Annotated in this window: 17 protein-coding genes; 2 read left to right on the top strand and 15 right to left on the bottom strand. The window is 38.6% G+C overall.

Annotated elements, in window-relative coordinates:
• Positions 1-12 precede the first annotated feature (12 nt).
• The 4 genes from AC0KUU_RS25770 to AC0KUU_RS25755 all read right to left on the bottom strand — a co-directional run bounded on the left by AC0KUU_RS25770 (position 13) and on the right by AC0KUU_RS25755 (position 3,290).
• The gene (locus AC0KUU_RS25770; RefSeq protein WP_043975778.1) at positions 13-651 is read right to left on the bottom strand and encodes an amino acid ABC transporter permease; all 639 of its coding nucleotides are present in this window, start codon (positions 649-651) and stop codon (positions 13-15) included.
• A 74-nt stretch (positions 652-725) separates the two neighbouring features.
• Positions 726-1,541: a transporter substrate-binding domain-containing protein gene (locus AC0KUU_RS25765; RefSeq protein WP_013055073.1), complete on the bottom strand. Its 816-nt coding sequence runs from the start codon at positions 1,539-1,541 to the stop codon at positions 726-728.
• 21 nt (positions 1,542-1,562) lie between these two features.
• A complete protein-coding gene (locus AC0KUU_RS25760; protein ID WP_043975780.1) occupies positions 1,563-2,291 on the bottom strand; it encodes an amino acid ABC transporter ATP-binding protein in 729 nt (242 codons plus the stop codon).
• A 477-nt stretch (positions 2,292-2,768) separates the two neighbouring features.
• Positions 2,769-3,290 carry a M15 family metallopeptidase gene (locus tag AC0KUU_RS25755; RefSeq protein WP_043975782.1) on the bottom strand — a complete coding sequence of 174 codons (522 nt, stop codon included), beginning with the start codon at positions 3,288-3,290 and terminating at the stop codon, positions 2,769-2,771.
• 214 nt (positions 3,291-3,504) lie between these two features.
• Here AC0KUU_RS25755 and AC0KUU_RS25750 point away from each other — a divergent pair, with 214 nt between their 5' ends.
• Entirely contained in the window at positions 3,505-4,299 is a 795-nt protein-coding gene (locus tag AC0KUU_RS25750) for a hypothetical protein (protein ID WP_237075105.1), read from the top strand.
• A gap of 40 nt (positions 4,300-4,339) precedes the next feature.
• Here the strand turns inward: AC0KUU_RS25750 and AC0KUU_RS25745 are convergent, their stop codons facing one another.
• From AC0KUU_RS25745 to AC0KUU_RS25730, 4 genes are all read right to left on the bottom strand, one after another.
• Positions 4,340-5,560, bottom strand: coding sequence for a multidrug effflux MFS transporter (locus AC0KUU_RS25745; RefSeq protein ID WP_043975786.1), 1,221 nt, complete (start codon positions 5,558-5,560; stop codon positions 4,340-4,342).
• A gap of 67 nt (positions 5,561-5,627) precedes the next feature.
• Positions 5,628-6,449, bottom strand: a complete 822-nt coding sequence (locus AC0KUU_RS25740; protein WP_043975788.1) for a MerR family transcriptional regulator — start codon at positions 6,447-6,449, stop codon at positions 5,628-5,630.
• A 63-nt stretch (positions 6,450-6,512) separates the two neighbouring features.
• Positions 6,513-7,526 (bottom strand): nitronate monooxygenase, encoded by a 1,014-nt coding sequence (locus AC0KUU_RS25735; RefSeq protein ID WP_080781545.1) that lies wholly within the window; start codon positions 7,524-7,526, stop codon positions 6,513-6,515.
• Between the two features lie 250 nt (positions 7,527-7,776).
• Positions 7,777-8,841: a lactonase family protein gene (locus tag AC0KUU_RS25730; protein ID WP_025752899.1), complete on the bottom strand. Its 1,065-nt coding sequence runs from the start codon at positions 8,839-8,841 to the stop codon at positions 7,777-7,779.
• A gap of 333 nt (positions 8,842-9,174) precedes the next feature.
• Here AC0KUU_RS25730 and map point away from each other — a divergent pair, with 333 nt between their 5' ends.
• Positions 9,175-9,921, top strand: a complete 747-nt coding sequence (map, locus tag AC0KUU_RS25725; RefSeq protein ID WP_025752900.1) for a type I methionyl aminopeptidase — start codon at positions 9,175-9,177, stop codon at positions 9,919-9,921.
• Positions 9,922-9,948: 27 nt separating this feature from the next.
• Here the strand turns inward: map and AC0KUU_RS25720 are convergent, their stop codons facing one another.
• The 7 genes from AC0KUU_RS25720 to AC0KUU_RS25690 all read right to left on the bottom strand — a co-directional run bounded on the left by AC0KUU_RS25720 (position 9,949) and on the right by AC0KUU_RS25690 (position 19,583).
• Positions 9,949-11,754, bottom strand: a complete 1,806-nt coding sequence (locus AC0KUU_RS25720; RefSeq protein ID WP_043975793.1) for an ATP-binding protein — start codon at positions 11,752-11,754, stop codon at positions 9,949-9,951.
• 23 nt (positions 11,755-11,777) lie between these two features.
• The gene (locus AC0KUU_RS25715; RefSeq protein ID WP_097824735.1) at positions 11,778-12,761 is read right to left on the bottom strand and encodes a BMP family ABC transporter substrate-binding protein; all 984 of its coding nucleotides are present in this window, start codon (positions 12,759-12,761) and stop codon (positions 11,778-11,780) included.
• A gap of 172 nt (positions 12,762-12,933) precedes the next feature.
• Positions 12,934-13,164 (bottom strand): excisionase family DNA-binding protein, encoded by a 231-nt coding sequence (locus tag AC0KUU_RS25710; RefSeq protein WP_043975797.1) that lies wholly within the window; start codon positions 13,162-13,164, stop codon positions 12,934-12,936.
• 13 nt (positions 13,165-13,177) lie between these two features.
• Positions 13,178-15,916, bottom strand: coding sequence for a GTPase domain-containing protein (locus tag AC0KUU_RS25705; protein WP_043975799.1), 2,739 nt, complete (start codon positions 15,914-15,916; stop codon positions 13,178-13,180).
• 195 nt (positions 15,917-16,111) lie between these two features.
• Positions 16,112-16,927 carry a YitT family protein gene (locus tag AC0KUU_RS25700; protein WP_013055060.1) on the bottom strand — a complete coding sequence of 272 codons (816 nt, stop codon included), beginning with the start codon at positions 16,925-16,927 and terminating at the stop codon, positions 16,112-16,114.
• Positions 16,928-17,181: 254 nt separating this feature from the next.
• The gene (gene rlmD / locus AC0KUU_RS25695; protein WP_322551672.1) at positions 17,182-18,555 is read right to left on the bottom strand and encodes a 23S rRNA (uracil(1939)-C(5))-methyltransferase RlmD; all 1,374 of its coding nucleotides are present in this window, start codon (positions 18,553-18,555) and stop codon (positions 17,182-17,184) included.
• Positions 18,556-18,650: 95 nt separating this feature from the next.
• Complete coding sequence (locus tag AC0KUU_RS25690; RefSeq protein ID WP_016762783.1) at positions 18,651-19,583, bottom strand: diacylglycerol kinase; 933 nt, start codon at positions 19,581-19,583, stop codon at positions 18,651-18,653.
• Between the last annotated feature and the right edge of the window lie 77 nt (positions 19,584-19,660).

The raw sequence follows: 19,660 nt of genomic DNA, 5'->3' as shown, positions 1-19,660 counted from the left end.
CTTTCACTCCTTTCAGCTTATTTTACCAAGACGTTTCTCAAGATAACCAACTCCTAAGCTTAACGGAATCGTTAGAACTAAATAGAACAGAGCCACAAAAATATACACATCAAACACTACGTAAGTTTGAGAAGAAACAAGATCTGCCTGATACATTAAATCAAAACCAGCAACAATCCCTAACACCGATGAGTTTTTGACTAAATTAATGAATTGATTCCCAAGAGGAGGAATGACGATTTTAATGGCTTGAGGCAATACAATGAACCGCATCGCCTGACCGTACGTAAGGCCAGATGAACGTGCCGCTTCAAGCTGCCCTTTTGGAACTGCCATAATTCCCGCTCGTATGGCTTCGGCTATAAAAGCTGCCGTATAAATAGTTAGTCCCAGCACTCCGGCCGCTGTACCGCTGATTCCCGCCACAATAAAAATAAAAAAGACGATAACCACAAGGGGAATATTTCGAATGAACTCTACATAGACCGTACCAATTACATTTACTATTTTGAGAGGGGCTATTCGCATTACCGCAATGATTGTACCAAGTACAAAACTGGCCACTAAAGCAATCAGACTGGCGATAATGGTGTACTTAAAACCTTCTAAATAAAGATCCATATTGTTCGTCAGAATTGAAAAATCCAACAATTTTCTTCCTCCTTTCAACTAAACAAGCAGGATGAGCATAATGCTGCTCATCCTGAGAAAAGAAAACTGTACGCTTATTGTTTGATCCACTTGTCGTGAATTTCATCATATTTTCCAGAGTCTTTTATCTTTTTAAGCGCATCGTTTAATGCATCTACCAGCTCTTTGTTTCCTTTTTTCACAGCAATGCCATAAGGCTCTTCTGTGAACGGCTTTCCTACCAATTCATAAGAAGGATCTTCATCAGCCATTCCATAAAGAATCGCATCATCAGTTGTTAAAGCATCTCCTTGCTTAGATTTTAAAGCTGTAAATGCTTCTGCATAGTTTTCAAACTCTAATACCGTTGTCTCTGGTGCTTTTTCACGAATATTAATAGCTGAAGTTGATCCTTTAACAGCCAACACTTTAGTACCTTTCTTCAAATCATCAACGCTTTTAATTTTACTGCCTTTTTTCACAAGAAGAGACTGTCCGGCTTGGAAATATACATCCGTAAAATCTACTTCTTTTTTACGTTCGTCTGTAATAGTCATTGTCGCAACAACAGCGTCAATATCTCCTTTTTGAAGAAGAGGAACCCTTGTTTTGGACGTAACTTCTTTAAATTCCACCTTGTTTTCATCGCCTAAAATCTCTTTAGCCAGCTGCTTAGAGATATCAACATCAAAACCTTCTACTTCACCCGTCTTTGGATTCTTTAAGCCAAACAAACGCGTATCATTTTTAACTCCAATAACGATTTTTCCTCGGTCTTTGATTTCAGTGAGCGCATCTTTTTTAGCTGATGATCCACTCGTTTCTTCACTTTTCCCTCCACAAGCTGCTAACATCATAGCCGCTGCTAATGAAAGCACAGCTGCCTTTAAAAACGTTTTTGATTTCTTCATATTACTCCCCCTATTAAACAATTAATGATTTAAAATACGGCTAAGAAATAAACGTGCCCTTTCTTCTTGCGGGTTTTCGTAAAACTCAGCCGGAGTTGCCTCTTCTAAGATTTTTCCTTGATCCATAAATACAATGCGGTCCGCTACTTCTTTCGCAAATCCCATTTCATGAGTTACAACTACCATGGTCATTCCTTCTTTAGCCAATGTTTTCATGACATCCAGCACTTCTCCAATCATTTCTGGATCAAGAGCAGAGGTAGGCTCATCAAAAAGCATAATTTCTGGTTTCATCGCAAGTCCCCTCGCAATAGCTACACGCTGCTGCTGGCCGCCTGACAGTTGGGACGGGTAGGCGTTAGCTTTTTCACCGATTCCGACTTTATTTAAATAGTATAGGGCTGTCTTCTTAGCTTCTTCTGACGACTGTCCCAATACTTTCATAGGTGCTAAAGTGATATTTTCTAAAACTGTTTTATGCGGATATAAATAAAAATGCTGAAACACCATACCTATATTGCGGCGCAGTTTATTAATATTTGTTTTTTTATCTGCGACCAATATATTATTTACCGTTAACTGTCCGTTAGATATTGTTTCTAAATAATTTATGCATCGCAGCATCGTGCTTTTACCTGAACCCGAAGGTCCAATTACGACGACAACCTCACCTTTTTCAATTGTTAAATTGATATCTTTTAATACGTGAAAATCACCGTAATATTTATTCACTCCGTCAAAAACAATCATTTTCCCCCTCCTAATCTGCGAACAACAATAAATATTTAAATTTTTAAAATATTTAAAATATGTTAAAAATTATATTCTTACCCTTAAAGCAAAGTCAACAGTTGACAAATTATCTCTTTTTTGTAATCAAAATGAACTATCTTCAAATAAAATATGCTAGAAAAATAAAAGGCTTTGTTGGCATTTGCCGATATGTAAGCATACGTTCGCTAGGCTGAAGGTACTTGTATAAGCTTAATCAGTAGATTATATTAGTTAACGCATATCTTTATACGAATTGTCTTTCATTTTTATGGGGCAGTTCTCTCTAACCACCCATCTTTCTAATTATCCGTCTATATTTTTACTATATTAATATATATAATTACCTTACCGGTAAATTAATAAAAAAAGAAACTACAAGCTTCTATTCGTGTTAGAGGTTCTGACATAGATATAGTGAAATTGTATTATCCCTCTAAAAAAACACACGCTTTATTAGCGTGTGTGGTCTTCTATATTTTCCGGACTCATTTGAAAATGCGGATAGTCTTTAAAACCTTGCCAATCTCCTCCCCATTCGAATCCTAAATTTTTCGCGATATCTACAACCTCCATCCAATCAGACTGATTGTTATTATTACCGTCATATTCCATGTCCCAAATAACTTGTCCGTCTTTTAACTGAATAGCAAAATCAATAGCTAATCCGTAATTGTGATAAGACTGGCCGCCCTTTGAGTAGGTAACAATATTACCTTCTTCCGTCCTGCCTTTTGCATAAAGCTTATCTTGTTCTTCTTTTGAACGGAAACCTTCCGTAATGACAATTGAGATTCCTTGGTCACTTGCTTGTTGAACAAGTTTATTTTTCTTTTCTTCTACGACAGGATGCAACTCAGTTGCTCCTGAAAAATCTTCTAGCGTTGGACCAGGCTTTAACTCATCGCGAAACAAAAATACGAGGCTTACCGCTATCGCAACTATCAAAGCTATTCCCAATTTTTTAAGAATGTTCATCTATATAAAGTCTCCATTCTTTTTTGCTGCTGTTTAGATAAAATCATATCGAATTTCATTTTGTTATCCAATAGAAGAGCTGTAGTGTTCAACAAACGTCTATATTTTTTCGTTTTTTATCTATTTTCACCATTTTTTCACTATTGGTGGTTACATTAACAATTGTGGACAGCTCTGTACCACACCCCTATAACTTTTAAGGAGTGACAACAGCATGAAAAAGAAACTATTCGGTTATATCATGGCAAGCGGTTTAACACTAGGAGTTATGGCCGCTGCAAACTCCACGGCATTTGCAGCAAGCAAAGATGAAACAAGCTCTTCAACAGTTGTAGAGCGAACAAATGGCAGTACAACAAATATAGATGATGCAACACAACAAAAAGTTGATGATATTATGAAAAAAGCACAGGAAAAATTACAGAAACTCGGCATAAACTTGCCTCAGCACAAAGACGGCCCCTTCAGCAATCTAGATGCGGCTACAAAGAAAAAAGCAAAAGCTATTATGGATCAGCTCCGCGACGGCACGCTGACTAAGGAACAAGCTGAAGCCAAATTAAAGGAACTTGGCGTGAACTTGCCTGAACATAAAGGCGGTCCTTTTAACAATTTAGATACCGCTACAAAGAAAAAAGCGAAAGCTATTATGGATCAGCTCCGCGACGGCACGCTGACTAAGGAACAAGCTGAAGCCAAATTAGAAGAACTTGGCGTAAATTTTCCTGAACATAAAGGCGGTCCTTTTAACAATTTAGATGCGGCTACAAAGAAAAAAGCGAAAGCTATTATGGATCAGCTTCGCGACGGCACGCTGACTAAGGAACAAGCTGAAGCCAAGTTAAAAGAACTTGGTGTGAATTTCCCTGCTAAAAAGAAAGATTTTCTAAGCGGGGTAGATGCTGAAACAAAAGCGAAAGCTGAAAGCATTTTGGAAAATGCAAAAAAAGAAATTCAAAAGCTTGGCGTTACAATGCCGTTTGAAAATCACGAGCACAAAGCTCAATAATTTAAAAAGCTACTTGGCTGTTGAAAGCCAAGTAGCTTTTTTATGATCCAGTTTTCCTTCTCACTAACGTCATGTACACACCTAATGCTAATAAATCACAAACCATAATCACAATGCCCATCGGCAGAGCATTTTGCCCTCCTCCAAGACCAACAAGAGGAGCTACGGCTGCTCCGAGCAAAAACGGAAGCAACCCTAGAAGCGCTGAAGCACTTCCCGCGTTCGAAGCTTGATTTTCCATAGCGAGTGAAAAAACGGTTGTGTTCACAATTCCTACGCTCGATACTACAAAGAAAAGCAAGATGCAAACCAAAATAACGGACATGTGAGTAGCAATCACGGCCACTAAAAGCACGCTTCCAACCGCTGCTTGAAGCAATCCATACATAAGAAGAGTAGCTTCTTTTACTTTACCCGCTAAACGTCCTGTCACTTGAGTAGCTATAATGAGCCCAAAACCGTTAATCGCAAAAACAAAGCTGAACATCTGCGGAGACAGGCCATAAATGTCTTGAAGGACAAATGTAGAACCTGAAATATAAGCAAACATGGCACTCATAATAAAACCTTGCGCCAGCGCATATCCCACGAAGACACCATCTTTTAGCAATACACCAAATGTACTCAGTACTTCTGTTAATCCGCCTTCTTTACGTCGTTCGAGCGGAAGCGTTTCTTTTAAACAAAATAAAACGGCAAAAAACATTAGTGCACCAATCACTGCTAGCACACCAAAGACTCCGCGCCACGACATAACCGTCAGCAGCTGTCCGCCAGCAACCGGAGCCAAAATAGGAGCTAACCCATTTACAAGCATAAGCATAGAGAAAAACTTTGTTAAATCCGAACCTGAAAACAAGTCCCGCACGCTCGCTCTTGAAATAACCATTCCTGCTGCTCCTGCCATACCTTGAATAAATCGCAAAACGATAAAAATCCAAATAGACGGTGCAAACACGCATAAAACAGATGCAGTTGCATAGGTGATTAATGCTGCTACAAGCGGCTTTTTCCTTCCGCGAATATCACTGAATGGCCCCACGACCACTTGCCCAAATGCTAAGCCCAATAAGCAAGCTGTCAGACTGACCTGCGCTAAAGAAGCTGAAGTATGCAATTCTTTCGCAAGCGTCGGCAGCGCTGGCAAATACATATCGATTGATAACGGTCCAAATGCGCTCAGTGAACCCAAAATTAAAATAAATAAAATGCGATTTCCTCGGCTTAAAGACATTCCTTGGGAAATACTTTGCTGATTCATCTATTGTTGTCTCTCCCTTCAGCAGTTCTACAATAGTCTCATCTTAAACCCTCCAGCTACTGGATAGTCAAGACGTAATTCGAATTTGAATTTCCGTCAGCCGCTCTTCTTCATGATGTGAAATAAAGGAATCTACAATCCGCCGAATTAAGAAAGGACCTTCTGCTTTGTATCCTTCTGCTTTAATAAAGTTCAGTAACGCATCGTAATAGACTCCTGTGGTATCTCTCTTTTCTCTCATATAAATAGATGCGTAATCGCCTTCAGGTATTAACGTAACGAGTTCATGCTGAAAAGAAACATCACTTTCCACCAATAAAAAAATGCCATCGTAATCTGTAAATTGTTGTTTTTTCGTGTTTTCTACCGATAGCATAAATCCTACTTTCCCAATCATAATCGGGGTAATATGGCTGATTTTCTTTTTTAAATCACGCAGAACACTTTCAGTCCCGTCTAACGTGCCTACCTCCGCTTTTACTTGAACAACCTCACGAGAAGAAAGGTGTTTGATGAACGGGGCTCCTATTTGGTTAATATGTCTCGTCTGTTCTAATTCCTTCATTCGAGTTGTTAACTGCGCATTCACTCTTTGAAGGTGACGAATTTTTTCTTTTGTTACCTGCTGATATTCCGCTAAAGTTTCAATAAATTCATCCAAGCTGCTGTGCTCCATCTTTCTTTTAATTTCTTTTAACGGAACTCCCATCAGCTTTAAATAAACAATGATGTCTAATTTCTTAAATTGTTCTAACGTATAGTAACGATATCCGGTTTGTGGATCAACTTCGTAAGGCTCAAATAGACCAATTTCATCATAATAGCGAAGTGTTTTAACCGGAATATCATGCAGTCTGGCCATTTGTCCAATCGTAAATTTGTTTTGCACTATAAGTCCACCTTCTTTATGTAAAGCTGCTTGCACTTAAAGCAAGCAACAGCGTAATTCTCATCATTCATTTAGTTCTTGTACAAGCTCTTCCACAATAAGATGTGCAGGCAGTTCTTTTGCCAGCGTAAATCCAGTTCCTGCCCACAAAGAAGCGTACTCTGGATTCTTCATTTGTGTAGCTTTTGCTCGAATAGGCTTTGTCATGTAATGAATATGAGGGTAGGCGGATGGTGCTGATTTATCATAGGAAATAAAAAAGGCATTCACAAATCCTCTAGCACGTTTCCCTGTGAAAGCTCGTGTGATACCTGTTTCATTAAAACGTTTTTGAAGAATGCTTTCTTTGTGAAGAGCACTCGCTCCGCTTTCTGAACAACAAATAAAAGCCGTACCTAACTGAGCGGCAGAAGCTCCTTCTTGTAACACACGTTTGATGTCAGATCCCGTCATCAACCCTCCAGCAGCAATCAATGGCTTTTTAGTGATTGAGCGAACTTCTTTTAGCAAATTCATAAGCGGATAGTCCACCGAACCCTCTAAAAAAGTAGATCGATGGCCGCCGGCTTCAATGCCTTGCAAACATAGCGCATCCGCTCCTGCTCTCAAAGCTACTTCGGCTTCTTGAGGTGTTGTAATCGTAACGAAAACACGGCTTCCAATTCCTTTTAAACTTGCTACAATCTCTCGATCCGGGCACCCAAATGTAAAGCTCACAGCAGGTACTCGATGTTTTTGAATGATGTCGAGCTTGGCATTCCATTCATCATCATCATTCTTTGGTATACCAACTTGACACTCCAAATATTCAGCTGCTTTTGACAGTTCTTTTTGGTAACAATCAAGTGCATCAACTGCTATTTTTTCATTTGTCGGAACGAACAGATTCACTCCAAAAGGTTTTTTCGTAAGTGAGTGCATCTCTATAATTTCCTGCTCCAATTCACGCGCACTTTTATATCCAGCAGCTAAAAACCCTAGCCCTCCGCTATTAGATACTGCTGCAGCTAGTTTAGGCGTCGAAACTCCTCCTGCCATGGGAGCTTGTACAATTGGATACTCACATATATTTTCCACACTTATCACCTCAGCCTTTCATGCGTTCTCTCTTCATTCTACTATAATCCCAGAAAAAAAAGCCCTCCAAAAGGGCTTTTCTTCCATGTATACATAGATTATAAATGATGCTAAAAAACGCACACTACCTGACTATTCCCTCAAAGATTCACCTATGCGGATGACACTAACCCCGCAAGGGAAGTGACATCCGCTTAGATTTGAAAGCCAGACCTGATTGTTCTTTGATCAGGTCTGGCTTTCAAATCTATTACTTATAGTGGAGGAACTTTACGCACACAGCTTCTGGAACCGTAACATTAGATTGAAGAAGCGTTAGCTTGCCACTTTCTTGGTCTCTTTCAAACAGTACTAAATTTCCTGTTTCTTGATTAGACGCTACAATAAATTGTTCCGTTGGATCCAAAACAAAATCGCGCGGCCAGTCGCCTTCAGTGCCTGTCCATTCTACGAATGTTAACTGTCCAGAATCCTGATCTACTTTGAATGTTGCAATCGAGTTATGTCCACGGTTTCCTGCATAGACAAAGCGGCCATCTGAAGAAATGTGGATCGCACTCCCTTGATTATTTTCTGTAAAATCAGCCGGGATCGCTAAAGTAGCTTGTTGTTGAGTAAAGCTTCCTTTACTTTCGTCATAAGTTAAAAATAAAACTTCAGAGCTGAATTCTGTCATTGCATAGGCATAGCGGCCATTTGGGTGGAACGTTAAATGTCTAGGGCCCGAACCAACAGATGTAGAAAGACTGTTGACTTCCTTCAATTTATTCTCTTCCACTTCATATGTCACGATTTCATCAATACCTAAGTCCACAACGGCCACGTGCTTTTCTCCAGGAGTAAAATCGGCATAGTGTACGTGTGGTTTTCCTTTTTGTCCTTTTTTGAGGTCTGAATGAGGATGTTCCACTACGGATGCTACATATTCAATTTCTCCTGTTTCTTCATTAACAGAATACGTCTCAACGCTCCCTTTATGAAAATTAGCAGATAAAACAAGCGTATTATCTTCATTCACTGAAACATAGCAAGGAGGCGCGCCGTCTAGCAGCTGTTTGTTTACAAATTTCAATTGCCCTGTGTTTGGATCAATCTTAAAAGCAGCTACTCCGCCTTTTTCTCCTTCTTTAATAACTGTATAAAGATGTTCGTTGTCTTTGCTTGCATTTAAGTATGTAGGATTTTCAATTTTAGCCACGGCTTTTACTTCTACAATCTTTTTAGCCTTCGTATCTAACGTAAATGTATAGACACCTTCACTGCCTGCTTTTGTATATGTACCTGCAAATCCAATAAATTTTCCATGTTCACTCATTTTCCTATACCCCTCCTAAAGAATTGTTTTGTTTCATTTATTTTACTATATCATACCGCATTTGTTATAGAGAATGCTCCAATTCAATGTTCATTTATCAGTTTTCCCTACATGCCCATCGTCAAACCCTTCCTTTTTAAGCCTGCATCTTGCATTTTCCTACCATTGGGCGTTATGATTAAGGATGATTTTATATCGCCCCATAGCAGACGGCTTCTGTATTTCTTGGATTTTCAAATAAAGAAGAATGAACTGATGAATAGTCTACTTTCATCGCTATAACCGCTGCTTAACTTTTTTCGTAAAGTTACATCAAAAAAGGAGTGAACAACAATGATCACATTAAAAAGTGAACGCGAAATTAATTTAATGCACGAAGCAGGTAAATTATTAGCTTCTTGTCATAAAGAAATCGCTAAAATGATCAAACCAGGCATAACAACAATGCAAATTGATAAATTTGTTGAAGAGTACTTAGCAAAGCACGGAGCAACGCCGGAACAAAAAGGATACAAAGGATATCAATATGCAACGTGCGCTTCTTTAAATGATGAAATTTGCCACGGTTTTCCAACAACTAAACCGTTAAAAGACGGTGATATCGTAACCATTGATATGGTTGTAAATTTAAACGGAGGCTTAGCAGATTCCGCATGGACTCATACCGTTGGAGACATTTCAGACGAAGCGCAGCGTCTAGTAGATGTTACATACGAAGCGCTTTTAAAAGGAATCGAGCAAGCACAGCCAGGAAATCGCACAGGTGACATTGGCCACGCTATTCAAAGCTATGTAGAAGGCGAAAAATTCTCTGTGGTACGCGACTTCACAGGACACGGAATTGGAAATACCATGCACGAAGCGCCTACAATTCTTCACTACGGAAAAGCTGGCAAAGGTACACGTTTAAAAGAAGGTATGGTTATTACAATTGAGCCAATGGTAAACGCTGGTACATGGCATTCTAAAATGGATAAAAACGGTTGGACGGCTCGTACAACAGACGGTAAATTATCCGCTCAATTTGAACATACACTTGCGATTACGAAAAACGGTCCTCTTATTTTAACAGCACATTAAAAAAACAGCCCTTTTGAGGCTGTTTTCTTAATGTAGAGGAAATTTAATAACAAAAACTGTGCCGCGGGAAGAAGTAGATAATAATTTAATCTGTCCTCCGTGGCTTTCTAGAATACGCTGAGCAATGGGCAGACCAAGACCTGTTCCGCTATCTTTTGAAGTGGAAAACGGCTGGTACAGAGAATGCTGCATATGCAAAGGAATTCCTTTTCCAGTATCTTCAATGTATAGACAGTAGCTATCTTCATGAACTTGCGAGTAGATTGTAATGACTCCTTCTCCATCCATGGCTTCCATACTGTTTCGAATTAAATTATGAAGAACTTGTTTGATTTGTTTTTCATCTACCTTTAATATATACGGCTGCAGTTTCACATCGAAGATAAGCTTATCTTTTTCTGTGAATTTGCTTGAGTGAGTAATCAAAGGCAATAGCTCATTAATAATCTCCTGCATGCTGACCTTTTTCATCACTGGAGTCCCTGGTTTTGATAACAACAGCATTTCTTCAATGATGTAGTTAATCCTCTCTAGCTCTTTCATAAGCAGAGGCAGGTAAAAACGCTTTTTCTCCTCATCAGAAAGAGACTGATTCATAAGAGATATAAATCCATGAATCACGGCAAGAGGATTACGAATCTCATGAGCAGCTCCGGCTGCCACTTCTCCAACTAGAGCGAGTTTCTCAGACTGATGCATTCGCTTTTCTAATTCTTCAGTATCCGATATATCAATGAAGTAAAAAATTCTCCCGATGCTTTCGTTCTGCTCGTTAAACAGCTGCGTTTGAGAGGCTAAAAAGCAATAGCACGTCTCTTTCGTTCCAAATAATACTTTTTTATTTTCATGAATTTCTCCCGAATTCAACATGCTCCAAAATTCAGTATTATATTCCGGACATTCTTCCATATACCCGCAAATATCCTTTTCGTCGAGATCTAAAAACTGCTTTGCTGAGGTATTGGCAAATATACTATTTGTCTCATCTTCCACTGTAATAATTCCAACAGGCAGTGAATTTAAGATCTGCTGGCGATACGCTTTATCTTTAATGATTTTCCAAAATGAATCTTCTAAACTAACCGACATTTGATTAATAGAAGCCGAAAGCTGCTTCAGCTCGATTTGCTTTGTGTCTTGAAGAACAAGACCGTATTCTCCGTCTGCAATGTCATTCACTTTTTCAATCATTTGTTCAATTGGTTTCGTAAGGCTCGCACTCATACGATAAGAAACATAAAGAGAAGCCAAAATAGCACTTACTGTTAAAATTAATAGTAAAATTAATGAATCTTTAATAATGACAGACAGTGTATCTGATAGTATATCAAGTGAATCAACCGTCTCTTCTTTTGAACTATTAATATCTTTTTTTATCTGATGCAAATCCGGCAAATAATTTTCCTTAAGATACTCTTTTGCTCCCTCTATATCTCCATACTTCAGCAGTCCTTGTACGTTATTAGAAATCTTAAAATCCAGCAGCTCAATTTTTTCCTTCAGTGGAATCAACGATTTTGGCACAGGCTGCTTATATCTTTCATTATTTTCGATAACTCGTGTATCATATGATTGATATTCTTCTATCAAAGAGACAGTGGGGTTCTTTAGATTATTTTTCACAATGTATTCTTTTATGTTCAGCTGCTCTTCCCAATAAGAAAGCCACACCATTTGAGGAACATCTTCATTTTTAATTTCGTTGCTTACATGATTCATTTTATCAACGGCATGCACTAAAACTAAAGAGAACCCGCTTAACATGAATGTAATCAAAAGAAGAATCGTTAATATTTGGCTACGGAATGACATGTTGCGAAATAATTGATTCATAATCATCTCTTTCTTTTTCATAGTTACTTCGGCTGTGTAGACATTCTAACTTTCGAATATAAAATTTGTTTTTCCCGTTTACTGTACATCGGCCCAAAAGGCGCAAGCTTATAAACACCGTCCCTGGCGTCAAGTTTGACTTCTCCAGATGGAAGACCTTTTTTACTGAAATAGTCTTTCATAATCACGTTGTAAGCTTGAGGAACATCGTTGATCACGCTGGTTAAAATAACAGACCTACCCATGTACGCCTGATCATCTAAATATCCTATTACGTACATTCCTTGTGCTTTCGCTTCTTGAATAACTTCTTGATTATACGCATTTCCTTTAGCATAAACGATATCGACGCCTTCATCTTTTAACTCACGGAGCAGCTTTACTGCTTTTACTCCATCGTCTCGGCTGTTTACAACTCGATAATAAAAAGCAATCGATGAATCGTACGCTTTTATGCCTTGTTCAAATCCTGGATTTTTTTCTTTTGCAAATGTATCGAGTAATCCAATTTTTTTCGTTTGTGTCTTCATGGCAGCTGCCGTGCCTGCCAGGTGCTCTATTTTTGTTTGATCAAATGTATATACCGTTTGGTTTTTATAAGTTGAAGTACCGTGGATGGTGACGAAATGAACATGAGGATACTTAGGAGCGAGTTCTGTAAAAACGGTAGAAAATTCTCTTCCATGTCCAATTACGACTTTTGTTCCATTTTGAATAACTTTTTCAGAAGCTTCCTTCATTTTTTGGTTCGTATTTACTTCGCTAATAACTTGAGCCGAAATAGGATACTGCTGCTCGATGTTGATTTTTCCTTTATAAGCTAGACTGCCCCAGCTTTGATCTGTCAGTACATCAGAGGTGAGAATTGCAACGCTTGTGTTTTCTACTTTTTTTGTCGTTTGCTGACTTATAATCCCTTGTGTTTTCGAAATAATAATAATTAAAAACGAAGCGACAACAATCAGGGCAAGCAATAAAATCAGCCTTAACTGTCTTGATCGTTGCATAAACCTTCTCCTTTTTGTTTAGCATACTTTCATTATATAAAAAAAGCATCTAAAAAGACTACATCTTTAACGAAATTCCAACTTTTTTCGACATTTCTTTCATATCTTACCTTTTTTAACACTTTCATTCCAAAAGAAAAAAGCAGAAAACATCTGTTTTCTGCTTCTGCCTTCAATCTTCATCTTTTACATCCATATCTTCAGGGATAGGCTCACTTAGATATTCTTCAATTTGTTTTTTGTACTTTTCCATTTGCTCTAAATGGGTGTTAAACTGCTCTTTATTTAATAAGTAGTTTTCACCATCAAATATAGCTCGTACTTTTCCTTCTTGAATCAATTTATGCACATATTCTTCAGGAAAAGATAGATACTCTGCTGCTTCTTTTATCGTTAAATACATCCTGCTCCACCTTTTATACGTTGTAGTGTACTTCTTCTGTAGCTTTAACCATTAACTCATACTGACGCAAGCTCAGCTGGAATAATGTTAAAGGATCATAGTAAGCTTCAGGATTGGCTTTCATATGACTTAACACGTCTTGATTTTCATTAATATGCGCCTGTGTTTCTTCAATCGTTTCTTTTAAAACCTCTTTTGGCTTTTCAAAGAATAGTTCAATATCAACTTCTAAATTTTTCTCAAATAAATTAAATTGCATAAAAAACTTTGTCAGCATTGATTCTGTGATATCTTGATAGTCTTGACTTTCAATGTACTTTTTATATTGATTATAAAGCAGCGTTTGGTTTTGAAGAATGGAAGAAAACAGTTTTCCCGCTCCTTTTAACAAGAGCTGCGTTGGATTAACGCGAAGTAAAATATTTTCTTCATCAAGCTGAACCCGATTAGCCATACGATTAACGTCGCGGCGCCAGTCGTCCAGCACTTTAAAATCGCAGGCTAACGTTAATTTTTGCTCATTGTACATCTTATTTAATGACTCTGCTACTTCTTCAATGTCTACTTGACTCGCAATCAGCTCTTCATTTGATGTAGCAATCCAGTCCTTTAAAGAAATGCGGAACTTGGGCAGGACATCTTGCTGCAAGTGCTCTTCCACGCGCATATTCATTTGTTTATTCAGCTCAATGTGAACCGTACTAAAATCACTGTCTTCCTTCACTAATTCTGAAGACTTTTTGAGTAAACGAGGAATTTTATTTTTTAGCTTTTTGCTAATATCCTCTTTGATTCCGTGATAAGCCGAAACAATAATACTTGCTTTTTCTTGTTCTAAGTCATCTACTCGATGCAAGAAGCCATTTAATCGCACAAGCATATCTTCGTTCCATTTAATGCTTTCAATCAAATGATTTTCTGTTTGATTTCTCTTCTCCACTAAGCTCTTTAGCATGCTTTGAATGAAGAACAGCAGTCTGCGCGCACGCTCTTCTACTCCAACGTCGTTTGGATCGTAATAAAAATTAGCTTTAATAAACTGAGCCAAGTCTCCGTGGTGCTGACTCGATACGTAGTGAGGCGTATAGGCTAATACATGTGCCTCCGGGAAATCAGCTCCAATGCTTGCTTCAAATTCTTTTGTAATTCGCTCAATCGTTGCTTGATTATAAAGACTGTCCATATTGTTGATAACAAAATGAACTGGCGTATTTGGCGCATGCTCTTTGATCTCCAGCAATAATTCTCTTTCTTCATCAAGCAGCGATTCTTTTGCATCAAGCACAAACAGTAAACCATCTGCTAAAGGAGCATATTTAAATGCATCCTGCTCACGTGCCTCTTGTTCTGTAAAGCTTGGCGTAACAATGCATGAACAATTATGCTTATCAAGGAACGCAAAAGGTTTTTTCACTTCTACAAGCGCCTGGTGAGGAGATTGCTCCGCTCCGTCAATCGTTTCCATCGGAATGATTTCTTGATCAGCGATTTGCTGGATAGATTCTTCCTCATCATGAATGAACACAAAGGTTGTTTCGTGATTTTGCGGTACCTTTTCTTCCGTAATCGATCCAACAAATGAAGACGTTGCAGCATTTGTTCCTGTAATTAATAAGTGTGTCGTATGAGCATCTAATAAGAAATCTACCCACCATTTAAAGGTGTGCCCCACTTCTAAACCATTTTCATTAGCCCATTTAATAATGCCATGGCAAAGCTTATAGTGATATTCAAGACCATCAATGTCGTTACGCGCCTCAAAAATTAATCTGCCTGCATTTTCGATTGTAATGGTATCAATAGTTGACGGAAACTTTTCATTCCATGAAAGCACGGCCGCAGACGGAAATAACGCACGTGACTTATTGGTAATTTTAAGCCAGTTTGTTAATACGTTCGGAATGACTTCATGCAATTCCTTTACAGAATGATCACTTTCCATTAAGTCAGTGTACGTCTCTTGATAAAGAGTTGAAATCTCTTGCCAATAATCATAGAGGCCCACTTCAATATTCAAGAAAATATCATTGATGGTTTTAATCCAAGCAAGATAAGGAGGCTGACTCTTATATTGTTTCCATAAAGCTGAGACAAGCTGTTTGAAATACACTTGATCCACTTTGTAAAATGCAATCATCACTTGATAAAAATAGTTAGGGATAAAGTTTGCTGTATATCCTTTATCTACGTAAGTCTTTAATATCGCAAACCAATTTAACGATTCCGTTCGAATACACTCATCTACCGCAAGCTCCACTGCGCTGTTAAAGTCTTCTTGCTCTTCATAAAATCTGCGTGCAATCGCCGTGACGTTTGGATAATCCGGCTGAGAAGCAACCAGCTCGTTAATGACTTCATAAGCTCGTTCAATATTGTTATGGTCCGTATAAAGCGAAAATAGCTTTAGCGCTATTTCAGCTTTTAATACTTTTGAATCCGTTTCGATGGATAGGTAAAGCTCTTCAGCTAGCGTAGACAACCCCAATTCATAATGCGCGTCGGCTGTATTTTTCTTTGCCCACAGCTTAAACTCGCCATTTACATTCTCCCACTTAAAAATCGCAGACTCAAAATCTTGATTATGGAAGTACACTTCTCCCTGGGCTAAGCGAACGAGCGATAAGTCATACCACTCTTTTTGCTGCTCTTCGTAATAAGCTTGTCCAAGGACTTTTACAGGCGGCTGATTTTCATTTTCTTGCATAAACGTTTCGTAATATTTCTTTTTCGTTAACTGATATTCTACCGTCATATAGTCTCTCCTTTTTGATGTTAATATTTTATGTACTCTATCAAATTCCCTTTTTTATACTTTTCATACACGATATTTTCTTATTCATATTTTACGCAAAAAAAGCCTCAAGAACTACTCTTAAGGCTTTTTTTATAACTTTTATACTATAAAAATGGCTATTTATCATAAATCGGCGCTGAAATAGCCAATATATTAATAGGCATCCCGTCGAAACAGCCCCATTACTTCTACCGTTTCCGTAATATTTACGAAAGCTTCAGGATCCACCGATTGAATTAACTGCTTGAGGTTTGCAAGCTCATAGCGTGAAATCACCGTCATTAATATTTTACGGTCTTCTCTTGAATAAGCTCCTTCACCGTTCATTAACGTCACGCCGCGCACCAAATTCGTAAGAAGCTGCTGCTTCATTTCTTCACCTTTTCTCGTAATAATGGTTAATGTGAGCTTAATATGGCGAGTGTGAATCGCATCCACTACTTTTCCTGTGACGAAAATCGAAAGCATCGTATATAAAGCCGCGTCCCAATTCACAAAAAAACCTGAAACAAACACAACCACGGCATTCATCGCTGATAATATAGCGCCAAGCGGAAATTCTTTTTTATGCGTAAGAAGCATCGCAATAATATCAAATCCACCTGTCGAAGCTGACTGACGAAAAACAAACCCTACGCCAATTCCAGTTAAAACTCCTCCAAAAACAGCTGACAGAATAGGATCTGTACTAACAGCTCTCAAGGGAATCACGTATAGAGCAATTGATAAAGCCACAACGGACAGCAGCGTATGTAAAACAAACCGCTTTCCTAACTTCATAAAACCAATAATTAAAAGGGGTAAATTTAACAAAAAATTCATTGTTCCCGTGCTTGCAGGCGTTAAAATTCCTATAATCATAGCAATACCGCTAATGCCGCTGCTTAACACTTTATGGGGGATTAAAAACCAATTGTATGCAAATCCAATTAACACAGAACCTGCTATAATAGCAATTGCTCTATACACGATGTCCCTTCACCTCTTACCACAAATATAATGTTTTCATTTCTTGCTTCTTTATTATAATTCCTAAAATATTGAAAACCTTAAAAAAAGTATATTCAGAAATTTACTGTGTTGGTGGGGTGGACAAACGGCAAAATAAAACGGACATACAAGCAGTTAATGCTTTTAGTATAGAAATTCTGACTTTACTTTTTTCGTACTTGTTTAAGCAAAAAAGCTGCTATCTTTACTAAGATAGCAGCTTTGATGAAGAGTTATTTTAATTTTAATACAGCCACATTCTCCACATGCGTCGTATGCGGAAACATATCAACAGGCTGAACTTCAACCGTCTCATATCCGCCTTTTTCTAAAATAGCTAGGTCACGTGCGAGAGTTGCTGGTCCGCATGAAACATAGACAACTTTTTTCGGCTTCATGTCAATGATGGTATTCAAAAGAGCTTCGTCGCATCCTTTTCGCGGCGGATCTACGACGATGACGTCCGCTTTGATGCCTTGTTTGTACCAGTTTGGAATGACGACTTCTGCTTCGCCTACTTCAAATTCAGCGTTGTGAATACCGTTTAGCTCAGCGTTGCGCTTTGCATCTTCAATTGCTTCAGGCACGATTTCAACGCCATATACTTTTTTCGCTTTTTGAGCGAGAAATAACGAGATTGTTCCGATTCCACAGTAGGCGTCAATTACCGTTTCTTCTCCTGTTAAATCTGCATACTCAAGCGCTTTGTCATAAAGCACTTTCGTTTGCTCAGGGTTTACTTGGTAAAATGATTTTGCTGAAATGGCAAATTTAACGTCGCCGATATAATCGTAAATATATTCTTCTCCCCAAAGTACGTTCGTTTGGTTCCCTAAAATGACGTTTGTGCGCTTGCTGTTTACGTTTTGAACAATTGATTTCACGTTCGGCACGGCTTCGATAATGTCTTCTATAATACGCTTTTTGTTTGGCAGCTCAGCTGTACGAGTCACAATGACAACCATGATTTCACCCGTTACAAGTCCGTAGCGCGCCATGATATGACGAAGTGAGCCTTTATGTTTTTGTTCTTGATAAGCAGAAACGCCATGCTTTTCACAGATTGATTTGACAACTTGAACAACATCATCATTTGCCTGCTGCTGAATCAAACAGGCATCCATGTTAATGATGTCGTGGCTTCGCTGCTGATAAAACCCAGCGATCAAACCGCCTTCTCGTTCTGCTACGGGAACTTGAGCTTTGTTTCGATAGCGCCAAGGATCGTTCATTCCTAGGGTCGAATGTACCGGAACGTCAGGTAAATGGCCAATTCGCGCCATGACGTCTTTTACTTGCTTTTGTTTAAATTGCAGCTGTCCTTCATAGCTTACATGCTGCAGCTGACAGCCTCCGCACTGCTTGTAGACCGGACAGGGTGCTTCAACACGCTGTTCACTAATTGTATGGTGCTTGATAAGCTTGCCAAACGCATAGCCTTTTTTTACTTTAATGACTTTTACTTGGCCGCTTTCGCCGGGCAGCGCATTTTGAACGAAAACAGGAAATCCGTTCACTTTCGCTACACCCGCTCCATCATGCGTTAAATCTTCAAACGCAACATCTATATATTCATTTTTTTCTACAGGTGGTTTTAATTTTTCCATTTATCGTTACATCCTTTTAGTCATTTGAAAATGCTGAACTGATTGTACCATAAGAGCCAAAGCCAAACAAAGAAAAGCATGAAAAAAGATCGCAATTAGGCGATCTCATTTTTTTCCATCAATTCAGCTGTTGCTTTTGGAACAAAGATTTCTACATGGCGATATAAGTTTACAAATTCCCCAGGCAATAATCCGCCGTACTCGCCATCTAGATTTAACTGCATTTTATCATTTGTATGAATTTTAACACGGTTCGCTTTTGTGTAGATAATATGAGGATCATTGATGTGTTCTCCTCGCAGCGCAAGTGTCGCAATTCGAATAAATTCAGCTAAATTTGCTTTCTTTAAAATAATTAAATCAAACATGCCGTCATCTAAAGAAGAATCTGGTGCCAGCTTTTCAAAACCGCCGACTGAGTTCGTTAAGGAAACGAGGAAGAACATAATCTCGCCGCCAAAGAATTTTCCGTCATACTCAATTTCAACAGATGTTGGTTTAATAGAAGGAAGCATTTCCATGCCTTTTAAATAGTAAGCTAGCTGTCCAAGCATTGTTTTTAACTTGCTTGGCACTTCATATGTTAATTCAGTTAAACGGCCGCCTCCGGCGATATTTACAAAGTAATGCGTTTCTCCGTCGTTTGTTACACAGCCCAAGTCAATTGGCTTTGTTACGCCTTCTACAATGACATCAATAGCGCCTTCAATCGTACGTGGCACATTAATGGCACGAGCAAAGTCGTTGGTTGTTCCAACAGGAATAATACCTAGTTGCGGACGATAGTCTTGTCCAGCGATACCGTTTACGACTTCATTGATGGTACCGTCTCCACCGGCTGCAATTACAACGTCAAAACGACGTTCTACTGCTACTTTAGCAGCTTCTGTTGCATCACCAGCGCAAGTTGTAGCATGACAAGATGTTTCGTAGCCTGCTTGCTCTAGCTTTTGCAAGACTTCCGGTAAGTTTTTCTTAAAAATTTCACGGCCCGATGTCGGGTTATAAATAATTCTCGCTCTTTTCATATTCATCATCCTAATAATGATAATTTGTCACAAATCTTTGCCTACTTTTATCAGTGAAAGAATGCCCCCTCACATTA

Source organism: Priestia sp. ST2 (assembly GCF_055810735.1).
The sequence above is the reverse complement of the archived record's forward strand: the minus strand, read 5'-3'. Positions and strand labels throughout refer to the sequence as shown.